Source organism: Mycolicibacterium sp. XJ870 (assembly GCF_053483975.1).
The window spans coordinates 513,753-529,761 of record NZ_JBEFTI010000001.1 but is presented as its reverse complement, the minus strand read 5'-3'; the positions used below and the strand labels follow the sequence as shown (position 1 = coordinate 529,761).

Here is a 16,009-nt window from a genome sequence, read left to right as displayed (position 1 = left end):
CGGCTAGAGTGCCGGCGGCTTCAACGCCGCCCCCACGAGCAGTCCGACGAACGGCACCGCCGCCAGGATCGCACTCAGCGTCGCACTGCCACCGGTCACGAGCGTGAAGTTGGACAGCACCAGCCACAGGCTGGCCAGCAATCCGAGACAGGCCAGCGCGGGCGCGATCCGGGTCTGCCAGACCCGTCCGCCGGCATGCTCGCGGGCGAAGTAGGCCAGCACGGCGACCGATGTGGTGAGCATCAGTATGACCATGCCGACGGTCGCCACCCCGGCCATCGATCCGAAGACACCGACCAGCGGATCGACACCCAACGCGGCTAAGATCCCGACAATCACTGCGGCGGTGACGGTTTGGACCGCAGACGACAGCGCCGGCGAGCCATGCCGCGGATGCACCTCGGCCAACCGGCTGGGCAGCAACCCCTTTCGGGCCAACGCAAACTGGTAGCGCGCGATGACGTTGTGGAATGACAGCACACAGGCGAACAGACTGGTCAGCAGCAAGACGTTGACGATGTCGCGGCCGATGCGCCCCAAGTTGTCGCCAGTGGTGTCAAGCAGCATGTTCGCCTCGCCGTCCAGCGTGCGCTGCGCGACCGCGGCGACCTGATCCGGTCCGATCGCCACGACGAACGCCCAGCAGGTGAACGCATAGAAGCCACCGATGATCAGCACCGCCGCGTATGTCGCACGCGGAATGGTGCGTTCGGGGTCGCGGGCCTCGTCACGGAATACGGCCGTGGCCTCGAACCCGATGAACCCGGTGAGCGCGAACAGCACCGCGATACCGAGGACGCCCTCGGTGAACACCCCTGGCGTGAACGACGCGAGGCTGAGCCCGGCCGGGCCGGGGTTGGCGACGATCACCAGATCGAGCAGCACCACGATGCCGATCTCCAGAACCAGCGCGACACCCAGCACCTTGGCGCTGAGCTCGATGTGGCGGTATCCGAGTAGCGCGACGATCGCCAGTATCGCCAATGAGTAGACTGGCCAAGGGATTTGCGGCCCGCCATAGAACAGCACCGTATCGCCGATCGCCCAGCCGATGTAGCCGTAGATGCCCACTTGGATCGCGGTGTAGGCGATGAGCGCAACCGCGGCAATGCCGCTGCCCATGCGTCGGCCGAGTCCGAGCGTCACGTAGGAGAAGAACGCGCCCGCCTCCGGCACGTACGGTGTCATCGCGACGAACCCGACGCTGAATACGAGTAGGACGAGTGCGGCGATGAGGAATCCGACCGGCGCGCCCGCACCGTTGCCCAGGCCCATCGCCAGCGGCATGTTGCCGCCGATGACAGTCAGCGGGGCGGCGGCCGCGACCACCATGAAGACGACGCCGACCGGGCCGAGTTTCCCGTGCAGGCGCTGATTGTCGACGCTCGGAATGCTGGTGTTCATTGGCCCTCCAGGAGAAGTGCACTGCGGAACAGTTTGTGGTCCAGCGCGTGGGCGGTGCGGCCGTCCCGCCCGGTCAGAGTCTGGGCTGCGACGAGCGCGTTGAGGATGGCCTCCTCGGTGGCCTCGATCGTCAGGTCGAACAACCGGGTCATCAACTGCGGCGCGACCATTCGCAGCGCGATCTCGGGGCGCTCGGTGTCGACGTCCTCATCCCACGAGTACGGCGGGATGCCGCGGTTGCCGGTTGCGAAGGCCAGCATGAGATCTCCGCTGTACTGCTCACCGGTGCCGCCGAGTCGGCCGACCGCCAGGGCCGACCTCTGGGCCAGCCGGGTGCACTGGTGCGGCAACAGCGGCGCGTCGGTGGCGACGATGACGATGATCGAGCCAGATCCCGGCGCGTATGCCTTGGGCATGTCGGGTAGCGGCACCTGCTCGGGACCGATCAGCTCGCCCACTGGGAATCCGTTGACCCTCAGCCGTTCCCGCCGGCCGTGGTTGGCCTGGACGAGCACACCGACGGTGTACCGGGCTCCGGCGGTGTCCGTGACGCGCGACGCGGTGCCGATGCCGCCCTTGAAGCCATGGCAGATCATGCCGGTGCCGCCGCCGACGTTGCCTTCCCCGACCGGACCGTCCGTCGCCGCGGCCAGCGCCGCGCGAACGTGCTCGGCACGCACATGGTGGCCGTTGATGTCGTTGAGCAATCCGTCGTAGGTTTCCCCGACGACCGGCAATGACCAGTACAACCCCTCGCCGCGGGCCTCGACCTGCACGTCGACGAGCGCGTCACGCACGACCCCGACGCTGTGCGTGTTGGTCAGCGCGATGGCCGAGGTGAGTTCGCCCGATTCCCTGACCCACTCCAGTCCGGTGAGTTCACCACTGCCGTTCAGGCGGTGCGCGCCGGCGAAGACCGGTTCGGTCCAGATATCGGAATGCGGGACGACGACGGTCACCCCGGTGTTGATGCCGGGCTTTTGGATCGTGGTGTGCCCGACCCGCAGGCCGGCGACGTCGGTGATGGCGTTGTACGGGCCGGTGGGGTGTTCACCGACGGCGATGCCGAGGTCCCGTGCGCGCAATGAAGTCTCCTGACGTTTTTTTCACGTTTGGAAAATAATGGGCGAGACGGGCCCATCGCGCAAGAGGAACGGCGAAATCAGGTAAGGATGGTGTTCGTGGGACGGCCCAATCGACAGGCACAGCGGCGTGAGGAGATCCTCGACGCCGCGATCGCCCTGATCGAACGCCACGACCTGGCCACCCTGCGGATTGCCGATGTGGCCGCGGAGATCGGGTTGACCGCCAACGCCGTCCGGTACTACTTCAAGGAGATGGACCAGCTGCTCTCCGAGCTCGCGCAGCGGTCCGACACCCGCTTCTACGATGACCGGCTCGCAGTCGTCGAACGCACCGACGACGTGCGCGAGCAACTCGCGCTCACCATCGCCGCCGGCCTGCCGACCGGGCCGGAGGATGCCGAATGGCGGGCGATCTGGCGGGCGGTGCTGGCAGCCGGCTTCGAACTCGACCAGCGCCGCGACGTCCAGCACATCTATCACCGGCAGGTGGGGCTCTACACCCGAATCCTCGACGTGGGTGCCCGAGACGGGACTTTCCGGCTTGAATCTCCTGCGCGCGACGTCGCGATGACGTTGATGGCGATGGAGGACTACCTCGGCTACCGCATCACTGCCCGCGATCCGGAACTGAACCGCGATACGGCACTGCGGCTCATGCGCGGCTACGCCGAGTTGGCCACGGGCGCAAACCTTCCGGCGGCAATGTGACCGGAGGCCCGCGTGCCCCGGTCGGGGCCGCGTCGCTGGTGGTCATCGCCGCAGTCAGCCAGGAGGTCGGCGCGGCGTTCGCAGTCGGCTTGTTCGCTGCGCTGGGCACCGTGGGCGCCTTGTTCGCCCGGTTCGCCGTCGCCGGGGTCGTCCTGGGTATCGCGGTGCGCCCGTCCACTCGAGGCCTGACCCGACGAGCCTGGGGTTCCGCCGCCGCGCTGGCCGCCACTCTGACGGTCATGAACTTCTGCTTCTACCTTGCGATCTCACGGATCCCACTCGGCGTTGCAGTGACCATTGAAGCACTGGGCCCGCTGGTCCTCTCAGTGGTGACGAGCACCCGACGCGTCGCATGGTTATGGGCAGTCCTGGCTTTCGCCGGCGTCGCGTTCCTCGGTCTACCCCGCGACGGCGGTGGACATTTCGACCCGACGGGCTTCGCCTTTGCCGCCGTCGCGGGAATCAGCTGGGCAGGCTACATCCTGGCCTCCGCGCGCGCGGCCGCCGAGTTCCGCCGCGTCGACGGGCTGGCGATCGCCACCGTCTTGGGCGCAGTCGTCGTCGCACCGTTCGCGTTCGCTTCGGTGGATTGGTCTGACGCACTGCACTGGCATGTCCTCGGCGTGGGTGCGGCCGTCGGGGTGATGTCGTCGGTGATCCCGTATTCGTTGGAACTGATATCGCTACGCCACCTCGCGCCGGCGACATTCGCGGTGTTGACCTGCCTTTCGCCGGTGACCGCGGCGATCGCGGGGCTGATTGTGCTCGGGCAGCAGATCGGCGTGCTGGGTTACCTCGGTGTGGCCCTGGTGACCGCCGCCAGCATCGGCGCAGTGCGTTCGTCCCACAGCCCCGCCGAGCCGCTCGGCTAACCCCCGTCTGCCAACAGGTCGAGCCTGTAGTTGCCGTGGCCACCGGCAACTACAGGCTCGATGTTTGGTGCAGCTACTCGGTGTCCCCGGACGAGCCGGCTGAATCGGTGCTGTCGCCATCGGATTCGGCCGACGTCTTCTTTACGGGCTTTGCGAAGGCCTTCTTGATCCCGTCATCGATCTTGCCGACGGTGTCCGTAATGCCCTCGCTCAATGCCGAAACCAACCTCGCCGAGCGATCGTTCGTCCCGCTGTCTAGCCCGCCCTTGCCGGGAATGGCCATGAAGCTTTCGCGGACAAGGGGTTTCGCTATCTCCTTGGCCGGCTCAGTCGCTTCCAACTCGGTTGTCGCCGCTTCGGGTTCCGCCCCTTCCTCAGCTTCGGGGGTTGTCACCGCGGCCGGTGTTTCGGTAGCAGTCGCCGTGGGCTGCAGAGCATACGTCGTGGCATCCGTGATCGCCGCACGAGTCGACAACACTTCAGGATCCGGTGGCGGCGGGTTGAGGATGTCAGCGATCGTCTTGATATAAATCTCGTTCGTCCATCTGACGGTGTCGGCGATTCCGAGCACCGCGGTGGCCATATTGGCAACGCCGTGCTGAACCGCGTTGAAGGCCTTGCCTGGATCGCCCTCCGGGATTGCTTCCGCGAGTCCGTCCAGTGTGCCGGCTACCGCGCCCATGATCTGGAACACTCCAAGCAACTGCCCGGGGCCCGTCGACCAGGCCATGTTCAAGACCACACTCGTCACTTGGCCCGCGACATCGAACTGATGCTCTACATAGTTTCGGATATTGAGGAACTGCATGAACGCGGTGAAGAACGGCCCGATGAAGACAGGCGTGAATGAACCGACGGCGCCGGTGAAATCGCCGGCGGCGGCCATTTGAGCGGCGGCCGCAAGGGCGGCCGGGAACTTGGTTGCTATGCCCTCGCCGAGTTCGCCGAATGCGGTTGCAATATCACCCAGAGTTGACCATCCGCCAGAGCCTTGCCGATCAGGCCATCGAGGATCGGGAACGGATCATCGACCCTAGCCTGGATGGCATCCGTTATGACGGTGCCGGCCTTCTCGAAGACCGGGCTGAAGACGTCAATGGGATTGTCGATCGCGGTGGCACTGAGTTGCACTGCGTGGGTTTGTATTTCGGACGGTGAGGCGGTCACCGGAGTCACCGCGATGACGCTGGCGCCGACCAAAGCGACTCCAGCCGTTACGTAGGGTCGCATAGCGCGTCTCAACTGAACTCCTTCTATTCATGCGAGGTGTCAGCTGTGACTGACCGCGTGAACGTATCTGAGAAAACGCTGTGGAGCATTCACAATCTGTAACACGTTCCAATTCTTGCCGTGGCAAACCCGCGGCCAACCGGCCGCGGTCCGCGTCAGGCTATCCGCTGTTCTTGGCGACAAAGCGGCGGAACAGCGGCCACGCGATGGCCAGGTTGTAGATGACCCCACCGAGCAGATACGGCCACCAGGTGCCGTGAGCGCTGGCAACCCAGAAGGCCTTCGCCGCCCAGTACGGCGGCAGCACGCCGAAGGCCAGATTCCAGGCCGAGTCGATGAACCAGGGCAGGCACGGCAACCCGGCGATGAGCATGCCGAGGGCCCGCACCATCGCAATGCCCTGAATCTTGTTGTTGGCCAAGGCAACAATCAGCAGCAAGGTCACCACGGCCGACAGCCCGGCAACCATCCCGATCGGTATCAGGGCCGGGACCAATCCCGGCTCGAGAATCCCACTGAGGGACAAGGTGGCGACCACATAGACGGTGGTGACGGCCATGACCGTCCCCGCGCGATACGCGAAGAAGGTCGACATCGGAACCGGCGTTACCCGCAGGGCGGCCATGGTGCCCGCATCGAGCTCATCGAGGACCAGGAACGCCCCAAGCCCACCTGCGATGATGATGCTGGTCAGCAACAGGAACGCGGTGAGCACCAACGGGTAATAGGGCACGAGATCGAATTCGTAACGCTCACTCAACATGTCGGTGAACATCGGGGTGAGGACTGCGACGCCGGTGGTCCAGATGACCGGTGCGATGATGAGCATCACCAGCAGCGGATCACGATAGGTGCCGCGAATATCGTTGCGGCCGAACGCTACCAGGGCGCTCACAGGACTCCCGACCTTTCGATGACGTAGCGGTCGAACAGCATGTGCGCCGCCCGCCACAATCCGGCCAGGCACACCAGTGGATAGCCCACCGCGTAGAGCACCTGCCAACTCGACAATGTCACCTGATCGAACGCCGCTCCCAGCAACAGCATCGGGCCCTGGATCGGGAACACATATAGGACCGGGTTCGGCCACACCCCCGAGTAGTGGATCACCGGTGGGATGAGCATGACCGCGAGCGGGATGGTGGCGGCGAGAAACCAGTCGGTGACCGATGCGAAGGGCAGCGAGGTGATGAAGCCGACCATCAGCATCAGCAGCGTGCCGAGTACCACCCCGAGAATCAACGGCACCGGCCGGTACGTGAACCCGCCGGCGACTGTAGAAACAACGATCGCCACGAACAACGAAATCGACAACAAAACAACGAGTTTGGCAGTCAGATACTCCCAGAACCGCAGCGGCGTGGAGATGATGGCGCCGATGGTCCGCTCCTGCTTCTCGAAGAACACCGTGCCCCCGACGAAGAAGAAGCCGATGATGGCGATATCGCCGGCAAGTACGTAGGGTTCGGCGACTGGACGCAGGGTATGCGGCATCGGCAACAGCACGGCCAGCCAGATGAGCCCGGAAAAGATACCGGCGTGCAGGAATTTCTGCCTGTATTGCAGCGTCAGCTCGAGCCGCACCGCGGTGCTCAACCGCGTCATGTCAGCTGCCTTCCCGTGACCTCGACGAAAACATCGTCGAGGCTCGCTTCGCGGCTGTGAATCGTCTCGACATGGTGATTGCGCAGCACCGCATCGAATTCCGGATCATCGGCAAGGCCGTCCATCCCGAATTCGGCGGTAGTCAGGTCCCCGTTGTGTCCGCGGTACTGCACCCGCACCCGGCGCTGGCTGCGCGCGATCTTCAGCTCGGCGGGGGTATCGAGCGCCACGATGTTGCCGTCGACGACGAAAGCCACCCGGTCGCACAACTCATCGGCAGTCGACATGTCGTGGGTGGTCAGAAAGATCGTGCGGCCGCGCGCCTTCAATCCCAGGATGATGTCTTTGACCTTGCGTGCGTTGACCGGGTCGAGTCCTGAGGTCGGCTCGTCGAGGAACAGCAGTTCGGGATTGTTGATCAGCGACCGGGCGAAGGTCAGACGCATCTGCATTCCCTTGGAGTACTTGCCAACTCGCGTCTTGGCGGCGTCAGCCAGGCCGACGGTGTCCAGCAGTTCCAGCGGGTCCATGGTCGGACCGTCATACAGGGATGCGAAGAACCGCAGGTTCTCCAGGCCCGTGAGCTTGTGATAGTGGTTCGGCAGCTCGAACGAGACACCGACGCGTTGGTAGTAGTCCGGGCCCCAGTCCAGCGGGTCGCGGCCCCACACCGTGGCTTGACCGCCGTGGCCGCGCAGCAGCCCGATGAGGAGCTTCTGGGTGGTGGACTTCCCGGCGCCGCTGGGGCCCAGAAACCCGAAGATCTCGCCGCGTCCGACGGCGAAATCCATCCCGCGCACCGCGGGTTCGCTCGCCTTCGGATAGGTGAATGTCAGGCCTTGGGCACGGATGACGTCCGTCGTGGTGTCGGCGGGTGTGACCGCCGGTGATTGGGTTCGCATCAGGTGATCAGTCGTCCTTGTCGCAGGTGGATACCGTTTCCGACCAGACTTCCCGGAGCACCGCCGCCCAATGTACTAAACTTTCAGTAATTTGTGAAGACTCTTTGAGTTGAGGAGGATTCGGATGTCGTCATCGTCTGAACTGCAACAGGCAGGCGAGCAACTCGCCCTTGTTCTGACGAATCACGGGATGCAACGGATGACGGCACGAGTGCTCGCCAGCCTCCTGTTCACCGAGCAGTCCAGTGTGACGATGGGTGAGTTGGCCGAGACTCTGAATGCCAGCGCCGGGGCGATCTCCGGCGCGCTCAAGATGCTCACCTCGGTCGGGCTCGCCGAACGGGTGCCGGTACCGGCCAGTCGCCGCGACCACTTCCGGCTGCCTGACAACGCGTGGGCGATCATGTTCACCAGCCAGAACGAAACGATCACCGCCATGCTCGCCGCCGCCGATGCCGGCATCGCGGCCATCGACGACGACAACCTGGCCAGAGGTCGTCTCACTCAGATGCGCGACTTCTACGCATTCCTGATGGCTGAGATCCCGGCAATACTCGACCGCTGGCACCAACAGGAGAATCAGGGCAGCAATCCGATTTGACGGTACATAGCGCGCAGATACCGCCGCATCTCCTCGGTATCCGGCGGATTAGGTTGCAGCACACGATAAGTCACCGCCCCGACCATCATGTCGATGGCCACGTCGAAATCGGCGTCGGCGGCGACGGTACCTTCCTCGCGGGCACGTTCCAGTAGGCGCGCGGCGAGCTGTCGGCGCGGCAGAATGTAGCGCTCCCAATAAACAGCCATCAGGCCCGGATGGCTGACAGCTGAACCGAATACCCGCGCGACCAATGCGCGATAGTGCGGTGTGGTCACGGTAGCGGCGGCAGCGTCGATCGCCGCCTCGACCAATGCGTACGGAGAATCGGTCTCGATCGCCTCTGGAGTGGCCCACCCCGCCTCGTCGGCGATCAGCGTCTGCATGGCAGCGGCGATCAAGTCCTCTTTGGTGGACCAACGGCGATAGATGGTCGGCTTGCCGACCGCGGCCTTCTTGGCGATCTGCTCGATGCTGGTGCCCTCGACGCCTCGCTCGATGAACAGCTCCATCGCGGCCCGCATGATCGCGAAATCCACTGCGGCATCACGTGGCCTGCCCCGCGAAGCCGCTGCGGTCATCTAGTGGTCCCGGTATCCAAAGCGGCAGCGAGCCAACGATCGAGGTCGCCGGCCTCGCCGGGGCTGCCCCGCCACGCCAGATGGGCATCGGGCCGGATCAGCATCATCTGATCACCGTCGTGCCGCAGGTCACCGACGAACTCGCCGAGCCGGCGCCGCGTAGCGTCGACGCCGGGCGCGCCAGGCGGAAGCAGTAACGCCCACTTCCCGCCGAGCTCGCTGTGCAGGCGCGTCCGCGTGCCGTCCGCGCGTGTGCAGGGCATGTCGGCGATGCGGTCGCCGGGCCGAGGTTTACCTCCGCGACCGCCGAGTGGACCTTTGCGGTAGCTCACCCACAGTTGCGACGCGGTGTAGGTCGTCCACCGCTGGACAAATGCGACGTTGAAAAAGCGTGGCGCGACGTGGTCTCGCAGGAAGCGTCCGATCCGACTATTCGCGATATTGACGCGCGTCACCGCGCTGGTGCCGCGGAGCACTTCGGTGGCCAACGGCCGGCGTTCAGCCTCGTAGGTGTCGATCAACTGGTCGGCGGCGAGGTTTCGCACGACGAGGGCAAGTTTGAAGGCCAGGTTCTCGGCGTCGCCGATGCCGGTCAACATGCCCTGGCCACCGAACGGCGCGTGGGCATGGGCGGCGTCGCCGGCGAGCAGAATTCGCCCGCGTCGATAAGTGTCGGCCAGCCTGCGGTGGACGGTGAACACCGACAACCACTCGGCGTCGCCGATCCGGACAGAGCGCCCGGTGCGTTCTGGCAGGATGTGCCGGATCCGCTCCAAAATGTCAGCATCGCTTGGCCTTTGACCCGGAGTGGGGTCGTAGATGAACAGCCGCCACAGGTCGTCACTGCCGCCGGGGTCGGGCATCGGCATCGCACCGACCACCCCGTCGGGGTGAATCCAGCCCGTCGTACCGCTTCGATCGAGGTCCCAGTCCAGATGCACATCGGCCAGCAGGAAGCGCTCACTCAACTTGACCCCGGGAAAGCCGATACCAGCCGACTCGCGAGTCGTACTCGACGTTCCGTCGCAACCGACGATCCACTGCGCCCGGATCACCCCGCCATCGCTGAGCTCTGCCACCACGGTGTCGCCCTCCTCGCGTACCCCGACAAGCGCCCTCCCCCATTCCGGGCGCACGCCGAGCTGACCAACGCGATCGCGTAGCGCTGCCTCGACTTTCGCCTGTGACACCACCATGGGCGGCGCGGCGGTACGCATGCCTGGATCGCCGAATTCCAGTGTCATCACGGGTCGGTCACCGAGGTAGTTGGTGATGCGCATGGCGCGCAGCGATTCGTCCGGCAGGGTGCCCAATCCACCGATCCGGTTGAGCACCTCGGAACCTCGGGCATGCAGGAAGTTGGCCCGCGATGTCGTCGCCGGGCCGGTCGCGCGGTCGACCACCCGCACCGAAAGGCCATGCAGTCGCAGGGAGCACGCGAGCGTCAGCCCGGTGGGCCCCGCCCCGACGACAACGACGTCTGCGTCAATGACAGTCACGCAACATATCGTAACGGTACCGTTTCGTAATTAAAAGACTTTGGCCCAAACGACTATCTTTTGCCTTATGAGCACCGAGGCAATTCAACCGATCCGCGTTGAGAGTCTGTTCCGCTATCCGGTGAAGTCCATGCTCGGCGAGGGCGTCGACGCCTTGTTCGTGGACGCCCAGGGAGCCAAGGGCGACCGTCGGTGGGCACTGATCGACGAAGCCACTGGTCGGATAGCCAGCGCCAAGCAAGCTCGGCTGTGGCGTGACCTCTTGCTGTGCAGCGCCGTCACAGAAACGGGGAGCGTACGAATCCACCTGCCGGACGGCAGCACAACGACCACAGCTGACGACCGCGTCGATGATCTGCTGTCACAGGTCTTGGGGCGCCCCGTCCGCTTGACCAACAGCAGGCCGGATGGCGCATCGATCGAGCGCGCAGACCCCGACCAGGTGCTCGAACGGGGGGTGGACGCCGAGGTCGACGCTCCGATTCTGGAATTGGCTCAGGCGACCCCGGGGGATTCCTTCACCGATCTCGCCCCTTTGCATGCGATCACCACTGCGACCCTGGAGAGGCTCGGCGTGGAGGCGGCACGGTATCGACCCAACGTGGTGATCGCGACGCCACCCGGTTATCCCGCGTACGCCGAGAACGAGTGGACCGGTCAGGTCATCAGCGTGGGTGGGACGCGGTTGCGCGCCATGGGACCCACACCTCGCTGCGTCATTCCGACCCTCGAGCACGGTCGCCTCCCCAGGGCACCGCATGCACTCCGCACACCCGCGGCCGAGAATCGCGTCGAATCCTTCGGCCTCGGCGCTCTCCCCTGCGCCGGTACCTACCTCGAGGTCCTGACCGAAGGCACGATGCAGACCGGCGACCCGGTCCGGATCGGCTGAGGAACCATCGCCGGCAGCTCTTGCCAACACCTCGACCAATTACTAGGATATGCAAGTATCTCGGGTAACGCCCGAGGCTCGTCACTGCGCACACCTCTTTGGACGGACGTCATGACCACTCAAATCCAGCACTTCATCAATGGCCAGCGCACCAACGCCGGGTCGACCCGCACCGCCGACGTACTCAACCCCAGTACCGGCGAGGTTCAGGCGCAGGTGCTGTTGGCTTCTGCGGCAGATGTCGACGCAGCGGTGACCGGTGCCGCTGAGGCGCAAAAGGAATGGGCCGCATTCAACCCGCAACGCCGGGCTCGCGTCTTCATGAAGTTCATCGACCTGGTCAACCAGAACGCCAACGAGTTGGCCGAGCTGTTGTCCCTCGAGCACGGCAAGACCGTGGCCGACTCATTGGGCGACATCCAGCGCGGCATCGAGGTCATCGAGTTCTCCGTCGGCATTCCCCATCTGCTCAAGGGCGAGTTCACCGAGGGCGCCGGCACCGGCATCGACGTCTACTCATTGCGTCAGCCGCTGGGCGTGGTCGCCGGGATCACGCCGTTCAACTTCCCGGCGATGATCCCGCTGTGGAAGGCCGGGCCGGCTCTCGCCTGCGGTAACGCGTTCATCCTCAAGCCATCCGAGCGTGACCCCTCTGTCCCGGTCCGGCTTGCCGAACTGTTCATCGAGGCGGGCTTGCCGCCGGGCGTGTTCCAGGTCGTGCAGGGCGACAAGGAGGCCGTCGACGCGATCCTCGAGCACCCGACCGTCCAGGCCGTCGGCTTCGTCGGCAGTTCCGACATCGCGCAGTACATCTACTCGAACGCCGCAGCCAATGGGAAGCGCGCCCAGTGCTTCGGCGGCGCCAAGAACCACATGATCGTGATGCCGGACGCCGATCTGGACCAGGCCGTCGACGCGTTGATCGGAGCGGGCTACGGCAGTGCCGGCGAACGCTGTATGGCGATCAGCGTGGCCGTTCCGGTCGGCGAGGAGACTGCAAATCGGTTGCGCTCGCGCCTCGTCGAGCGGGTCAACCAGTTGCGCGTCGGCCACAGCCTCGATCCCAAAGCCGATTACGGCCCACTGGTCACCGGCGCTGCGCTGGAACGTGTCAAGGACTACATCGGCCAGGGCGTGGATGCCGGTGCCGAGCTGGTGGTCGACGGCCGCGAGCGCACCACCGACGAACTGACATACAGTGCTAGTGGCGTCGACGCGGACCTGTCGGGCGGCTACTTCATCGGGCCCACCCTGTTCGACCACGTGACCCCGGAGATGTCGATCTACACCGACGAGATCTTCGGCCCGGTGCTGTGCATCGTGCGTGCCCATGACTATGAGGAAGCGTTGAGGCTTCCGTCCGAGCACGAATACGGCAACGGTGTAGCGGTTTTCACCCGTGACGGCGACACCGCCCGCGACTTCGTGTCCCGCGTCCAGGTCGGCATGGTCGGCGTGAACGTGCCGATCCCGGTGCCGGTGGCCTACCACAGCTTCGGCGGCTGGAAGCGGTCCGGCTTCGGCGATCTCAACCAGCACGGCCCGGCATCGATCATCTTCTACACCAAGGTCAAGACCGTGACCCAGCGGTGGCCCGCGGGTAGCCACGGTGCCGAGTTCGTCATCCCGACCATGAAGTAGCGGCCGACGAGCGCTTGCGCGAGGAGAAGGACAGTTGGGCGTGAACCTGCACGATCTGGACGACGACGACCGTGTGATCGCCGAGACGGCGGCCGCGTTTGCCGAAAAACGCATCGCGCCATATGCGTTGGAGTGGGATGAGACCCATCACTTCCCCACCGACATCTTGCGCGAGGCGGCCGAACTGGGCATGGCGGCGATTTACTGCCGTGAAGATGTCGGTGGGAGCGGGCTGCGCCGTATCGATGCGGTGCGCATCTTCGAGCAGCTCGCGACCGCCGACCCCACCACCGCGGCGTTCCTGTCCATCCACAACATGTGTGCGTGGATGGTGGACACCTTCGGCACCCATGAACAACGCAAGACGTGGGTGCCGAAACTGGCCTCGATGGAAGCGATCGCGAGCTACTGCCTGACCGAGCCCGGCGCCGGCTCCGACGCATCGGCCTTGCGCACCAAGGCAGTCCGAGACGGCGACCATTACGTGCTCGACGGTGTCAAGCAGTTCATCTCCGGTGCCGGAACGTCCGACGTCTACGTGGTGATGGCCAGGACGGGCGCCGACGGCCCCCGCGGCATCTCGGCGTTCGTGGTCGAGAAGGACACGCCTGGACTGAGTTTCGGCGCCGACGAGCAGAAGATGGGGTGGAATGCCCAGCCGACCGCTCAGGTGATCTTCGAGGGGGTGCGGGTGCCGGCCGACGCGCTGCTGGGGGGCACCGAGGGCACCGGGTTCGGCATCGCGATGAACGGGCTCAACGGTGGCCGCATCAATATCGCCGCGTGCTCACTGGGTGGAGCTCAGGCCGCCTACGACAAGACGGTGAGCTATCTGGCCGACCGGCAGGCGTTCGGCGGTGCACTCCTCGACGAACCGACCATCCGGTTCACGCTGGCCGATATGGCGACCGGCCTGGAGACGTCACGGAACATGTTGTGGCGGGCGGCATCTGCGCTCGATGCCGACCACCCGGACAAGGTGACCCTGTGTGCGATGGCCAAGCGCTACGTCACCGACACCTGCTATGAGGTGGCCGATCAGGCCCTGCAACTGCATGGCGGCTACGGCTACCTTCGTGAGTACGGTTTGGAGAAGATCGTCCGCGATCTGCGGGTACATCGCATTCTTGAAGGAACCAACGAAATCATGCGCGTGGTGATCGGGCGGGCGGTCGCGGGCGGAGCCCGCAGTTCGGCCGCACCTTCCCGAACCCGCGCCTCAGCATAGGAGACACTGTGGCGACGATTGCTTTCCTGGGTTTGGGTCACATGGGCGGCCCGATGGCGGCCAACCTCGTCGCCGCAGGCCATACCGTGCGTGGCTTCGACCCCATTCCTGAACTGAAGTCGGCAGCAGAAGCCAAGGGCGCCAAGGTTTTCGGAACAGGCGCCGAGGCGGCGTCGGATGCCGAGGTGGTCATCACTTCACTGCCCAACGGCGCGGTCGTCAAGGCGTGCTACACCGAGGTGCTGCCCGCGGCGCCGAACGGGACGCTGTTCATCGACACCTCGACGATCTCGGTCGACGATGCCAGGGCCATGCACACCCTGGCCGTCGAACACGGGCACGCACACCTCGACGCCCCGGTCTCGGGCGGGGTGAAGGGTGCCACGGCGGGCACTCTGGCGTTCATGGTCGGCGGCTCCGATGATGCCGTCGAGCGTGCCCGGCCCGTGCTGGATCCCATGGCGGGCAAGATCATCCACTGCGGCGGGTCGGGCACCGGACAGGCGGCCAAGCTGTGTAACAACATGGTGCTCGCGGTGCAGCAGATCGCGATCGGCGAGGCGTTCGTGCTGGCCGAGAAGCTGGGATTGTCCGCGCAGTCACTGTTCGACGTGATCACCGGCGCCACCGGCAACTGTTGGTCCGTGCACACCAACTGCCCGGTGCCAGGGCCTGTTCCGACCTCCCCTGCCAACAATGATTTCAAGCCGGGCTTCGCCACCGCGTTGATGAACAAGGATCTCGGGCTGGCGATGGCGGCGGTCTCCTCGACGGGTTCGGTCGCCCCACTGGGAACCCACGCCGCCGAGATCTACGCCAAGTTCGCCGAAGACAACGCCGACAAGGACTTCAGCGCGGTGATCGAGACGCTACGCGGCTGACGGGTTGTGCTGGGCCCACCATTGCGCGTGCAGGCGCTGACACGTCGACATCCGTAGTGGGTCCGGCCCGGCGTAATCCGCCCGCACGGCGGCGGCCGAGCGGGCCCCCGTCGCAGTGGCATCGGGGTCGATGAGCACGGTGCCGAGCCCGGCGCAGTTGGCGGTCCGCAGACCCGTCGCGTTGCCGGTGACGGCGAGCGCGTCATGCGGCGCCACTCCGAGTTCGCCCAGTGCGTGGCGGTATCCGTCAGCGGGCTTGCTCACGTCATCCCCGGTGATGATGGTCTCGACCAGACCCTCACCGACCAGTTGCCGGACCAGCGGGTCGACCCAGCGCCGGCGCCCGCCTGAGACCACAGCGACCGGGATTCCTTCGGCGAAGGCATCCATCACCAGGTCCACCAGGCCGGGCCTCGGCGTCAGCCCCAGGTCGAGGATCATCTCGTCGAAGATCATGTCCTTGGTCGCGCAGATCTCGTCTGCGAGCAGTTCGGTGAGCACGTCGCAGTCCGGTCCGACACAGCGTTTACGCAGCTCTGCGGTGACCCGCTGGCGCTCATCGTGCAATGCCAGCAGCTGCCGGTACCTCGTCACACTCCATTCGATGGGCAGCGCGTGTGCGGCGAAGGCAGCGTTGAAGACGACACGATGCCCGTCGACGTCAAGATCGGACAGCGCTTCGAGGTCGAAGATCACCGCCCGCAGCGGATACGCGCTGGTGTCGGCCTGCTGCGAACAGTCCCACCAGAAGCGGCCGGCACGCCATGTTTTCTCGTGAATTGAGGGCACCAGACGAGAGTGGCTCACATCACACCGGGCCCGCGTCCCCCCTAAGGGGGATTGGGCAGGCCAAGTTGCGCTACGGAAATGATTCCCGCCT

17 protein-coding genes are annotated in these 16,009 nt (G+C 65.2%); 7 read left to right on the top strand and 10 right to left on the bottom strand.

Annotated elements, in window-relative coordinates; genetic code table 11:
- Positions 1 to 3 precede the first annotated feature (3 nt).
- Positions 4 to 1,404, bottom strand: coding sequence for an APC family permease (locus ABQF30_RS02630; RefSeq protein ID WP_448460839.1), 1,401 nt, complete (start codon positions 1,402 to 1,404; stop codon positions 4 to 6).
- Positions 1,401 to 2,489, bottom strand: coding sequence for a DmpA family aminopeptidase (locus ABQF30_RS02625; RefSeq protein ID WP_448460837.1), 1,089 nt, complete (start codon positions 2,487 to 2,489; stop codon positions 1,401 to 1,403). The genes ABQF30_RS02630 and ABQF30_RS02625 overlap by 4 nt, the downstream gene beginning before the upstream one ends.
- Positions 2,490 to 2,585: 96 nt before the next feature.
- Between ABQF30_RS02625 and ABQF30_RS02620 the strand changes: the two genes are divergently transcribed.
- Both ABQF30_RS02620 and ABQF30_RS02615 read left to right on the top strand, forming a co-directional pair.
- A complete protein-coding gene (locus tag ABQF30_RS02620; RefSeq protein WP_448460835.1) occupies positions 2,586 to 3,197 on the top strand; it encodes a TetR/AcrR family transcriptional regulator in 612 nt (203 codons plus the stop codon).
- Positions 3,194 to 4,069 (top strand): EamA family transporter, encoded by an 876-nt coding sequence (locus ABQF30_RS02615; protein WP_448460833.1) that lies wholly within the window; start codon positions 3,194 to 3,196, stop codon positions 4,067 to 4,069. The genes ABQF30_RS02620 and ABQF30_RS02615 overlap by 4 nt, the downstream gene beginning before the upstream one ends.
- 73 nt (positions 4,070 to 4,142) lie before the next feature.
- Here ABQF30_RS02615 and ABQF30_RS02610 read toward each other — a convergent pair whose 3' ends face one another.
- From ABQF30_RS02610 to ABQF30_RS02590, 5 genes are all read right to left on the bottom strand, one after another.
- Positions 4,143 to 4,955: a hypothetical protein gene (locus tag ABQF30_RS02610; protein WP_448460831.1), complete on the bottom strand. Its 813-nt coding sequence runs from the start codon at positions 4,953 to 4,955 to the stop codon at positions 4,143 to 4,145.
- 38 nt (positions 4,956 to 4,993) lie between these two features.
- Positions 4,994 to 5,299, bottom strand: a complete 306-nt coding sequence (locus tag ABQF30_RS02605) for a hypothetical protein (protein WP_448460829.1) — start codon at positions 5,297 to 5,299, stop codon at positions 4,994 to 4,996.
- Between the two features lie 160 nt (positions 5,300 to 5,459).
- Positions 5,460 to 6,194 (bottom strand): Rv2686c family ABC transporter permease subunit, encoded by a 735-nt coding sequence (locus tag ABQF30_RS02600; protein WP_448460828.1) that lies wholly within the window; start codon positions 6,192 to 6,194, stop codon positions 5,460 to 5,462.
- Positions 6,191 to 6,904, bottom strand: a complete 714-nt coding sequence (locus ABQF30_RS02595; RefSeq protein ID WP_448460826.1) for a fluoroquinolone export ABC transporter permease subunit — start codon at positions 6,902 to 6,904, stop codon at positions 6,191 to 6,193. Before ABQF30_RS02595 ends, ABQF30_RS02600 begins: the two co-directional genes overlap by 4 nt.
- A complete protein-coding gene (locus tag ABQF30_RS02590; RefSeq protein ID WP_448460825.1) occupies positions 6,901 to 7,806 on the bottom strand; it encodes an ABC transporter ATP-binding protein in 906 nt (301 codons plus the stop codon). The genes ABQF30_RS02595 and ABQF30_RS02590 overlap by 4 nt, the downstream gene beginning before the upstream one ends.
- Before the next feature lie 142 nt (positions 7,807 to 7,948).
- On the opposite strand from ABQF30_RS02590, the gene ABQF30_RS02585 reads away from it, so the two are divergent.
- Entirely contained in the window at positions 7,949 to 8,407 is a 459-nt protein-coding gene (locus ABQF30_RS02585; RefSeq protein ID WP_448463380.1) for a GbsR/MarR family transcriptional regulator, read from the top strand.
- Here ABQF30_RS02585 and ABQF30_RS02580 read toward each other — a convergent pair.
- Positions 8,386 to 8,988, bottom strand: a complete 603-nt coding sequence (locus ABQF30_RS02580; RefSeq protein WP_448460824.1) for a TetR/AcrR family transcriptional regulator — start codon at positions 8,986 to 8,988, stop codon at positions 8,386 to 8,388. The genes ABQF30_RS02585 and ABQF30_RS02580 overlap by 22 nt on opposite strands.
- Positions 8,985 to 10,487, bottom strand: a complete 1,503-nt coding sequence (locus ABQF30_RS02575) for an FAD-dependent oxidoreductase (RefSeq protein ID WP_448460822.1) — start codon at positions 10,485 to 10,487, stop codon at positions 8,985 to 8,987. Before ABQF30_RS02575 ends, ABQF30_RS02580 begins: the two co-directional genes overlap by 4 nt.
- Positions 10,488 to 10,554: 67 nt before the next feature.
- Between ABQF30_RS02575 and ABQF30_RS02570 the strand changes: the two genes are divergently transcribed.
- The 4 genes from ABQF30_RS02570 to mmsB all read left to right on the top strand — a co-directional run bounded on the left by ABQF30_RS02570 (position 10,555) and on the right by mmsB (position 15,129).
- Positions 10,555 to 11,379: an MOSC domain-containing protein gene (locus tag ABQF30_RS02570; protein ID WP_448460820.1), complete on the top strand. Its 825-nt coding sequence runs from the start codon at positions 10,555 to 10,557 to the stop codon at positions 11,377 to 11,379.
- Between the two features lie 111 nt (positions 11,380 to 11,490).
- Positions 11,491 to 13,020 carry a CoA-acylating methylmalonate-semialdehyde dehydrogenase gene (locus ABQF30_RS02565; protein WP_448460818.1) on the top strand — a complete coding sequence of 510 codons (1,530 nt, stop codon included), beginning with the start codon at positions 11,491 to 11,493 and terminating at the stop codon, positions 13,018 to 13,020.
- Between the two features lie 40 nt (positions 13,021 to 13,060).
- Positions 13,061 to 14,248, top strand: coding sequence for an isobutyryl-CoA dehydrogenase (locus ABQF30_RS02560; protein WP_448460816.1), 1,188 nt, complete (start codon positions 13,061 to 13,063; stop codon positions 14,246 to 14,248).
- Between the two features lie 8 nt (positions 14,249 to 14,256).
- Positions 14,257 to 15,129: a 3-hydroxyisobutyrate dehydrogenase gene (gene mmsB, locus ABQF30_RS02555; protein ID WP_448460814.1), complete on the top strand. Its 873-nt coding sequence runs from the start codon at positions 14,257 to 14,259 to the stop codon at positions 15,127 to 15,129.
- Here mmsB and ABQF30_RS02550 read toward each other — a convergent pair.
- Complete coding sequence (locus tag ABQF30_RS02550; protein ID WP_448460812.1) at positions 15,118 to 15,918, bottom strand: HAD family hydrolase; 801 nt, start codon at positions 15,916 to 15,918, stop codon at positions 15,118 to 15,120. The two genes, mmsB and ABQF30_RS02550, sit on opposite strands and share 12 nt — an antisense overlap.
- Positions 15,919 to 16,009: the final 91 nt, after the last annotated feature.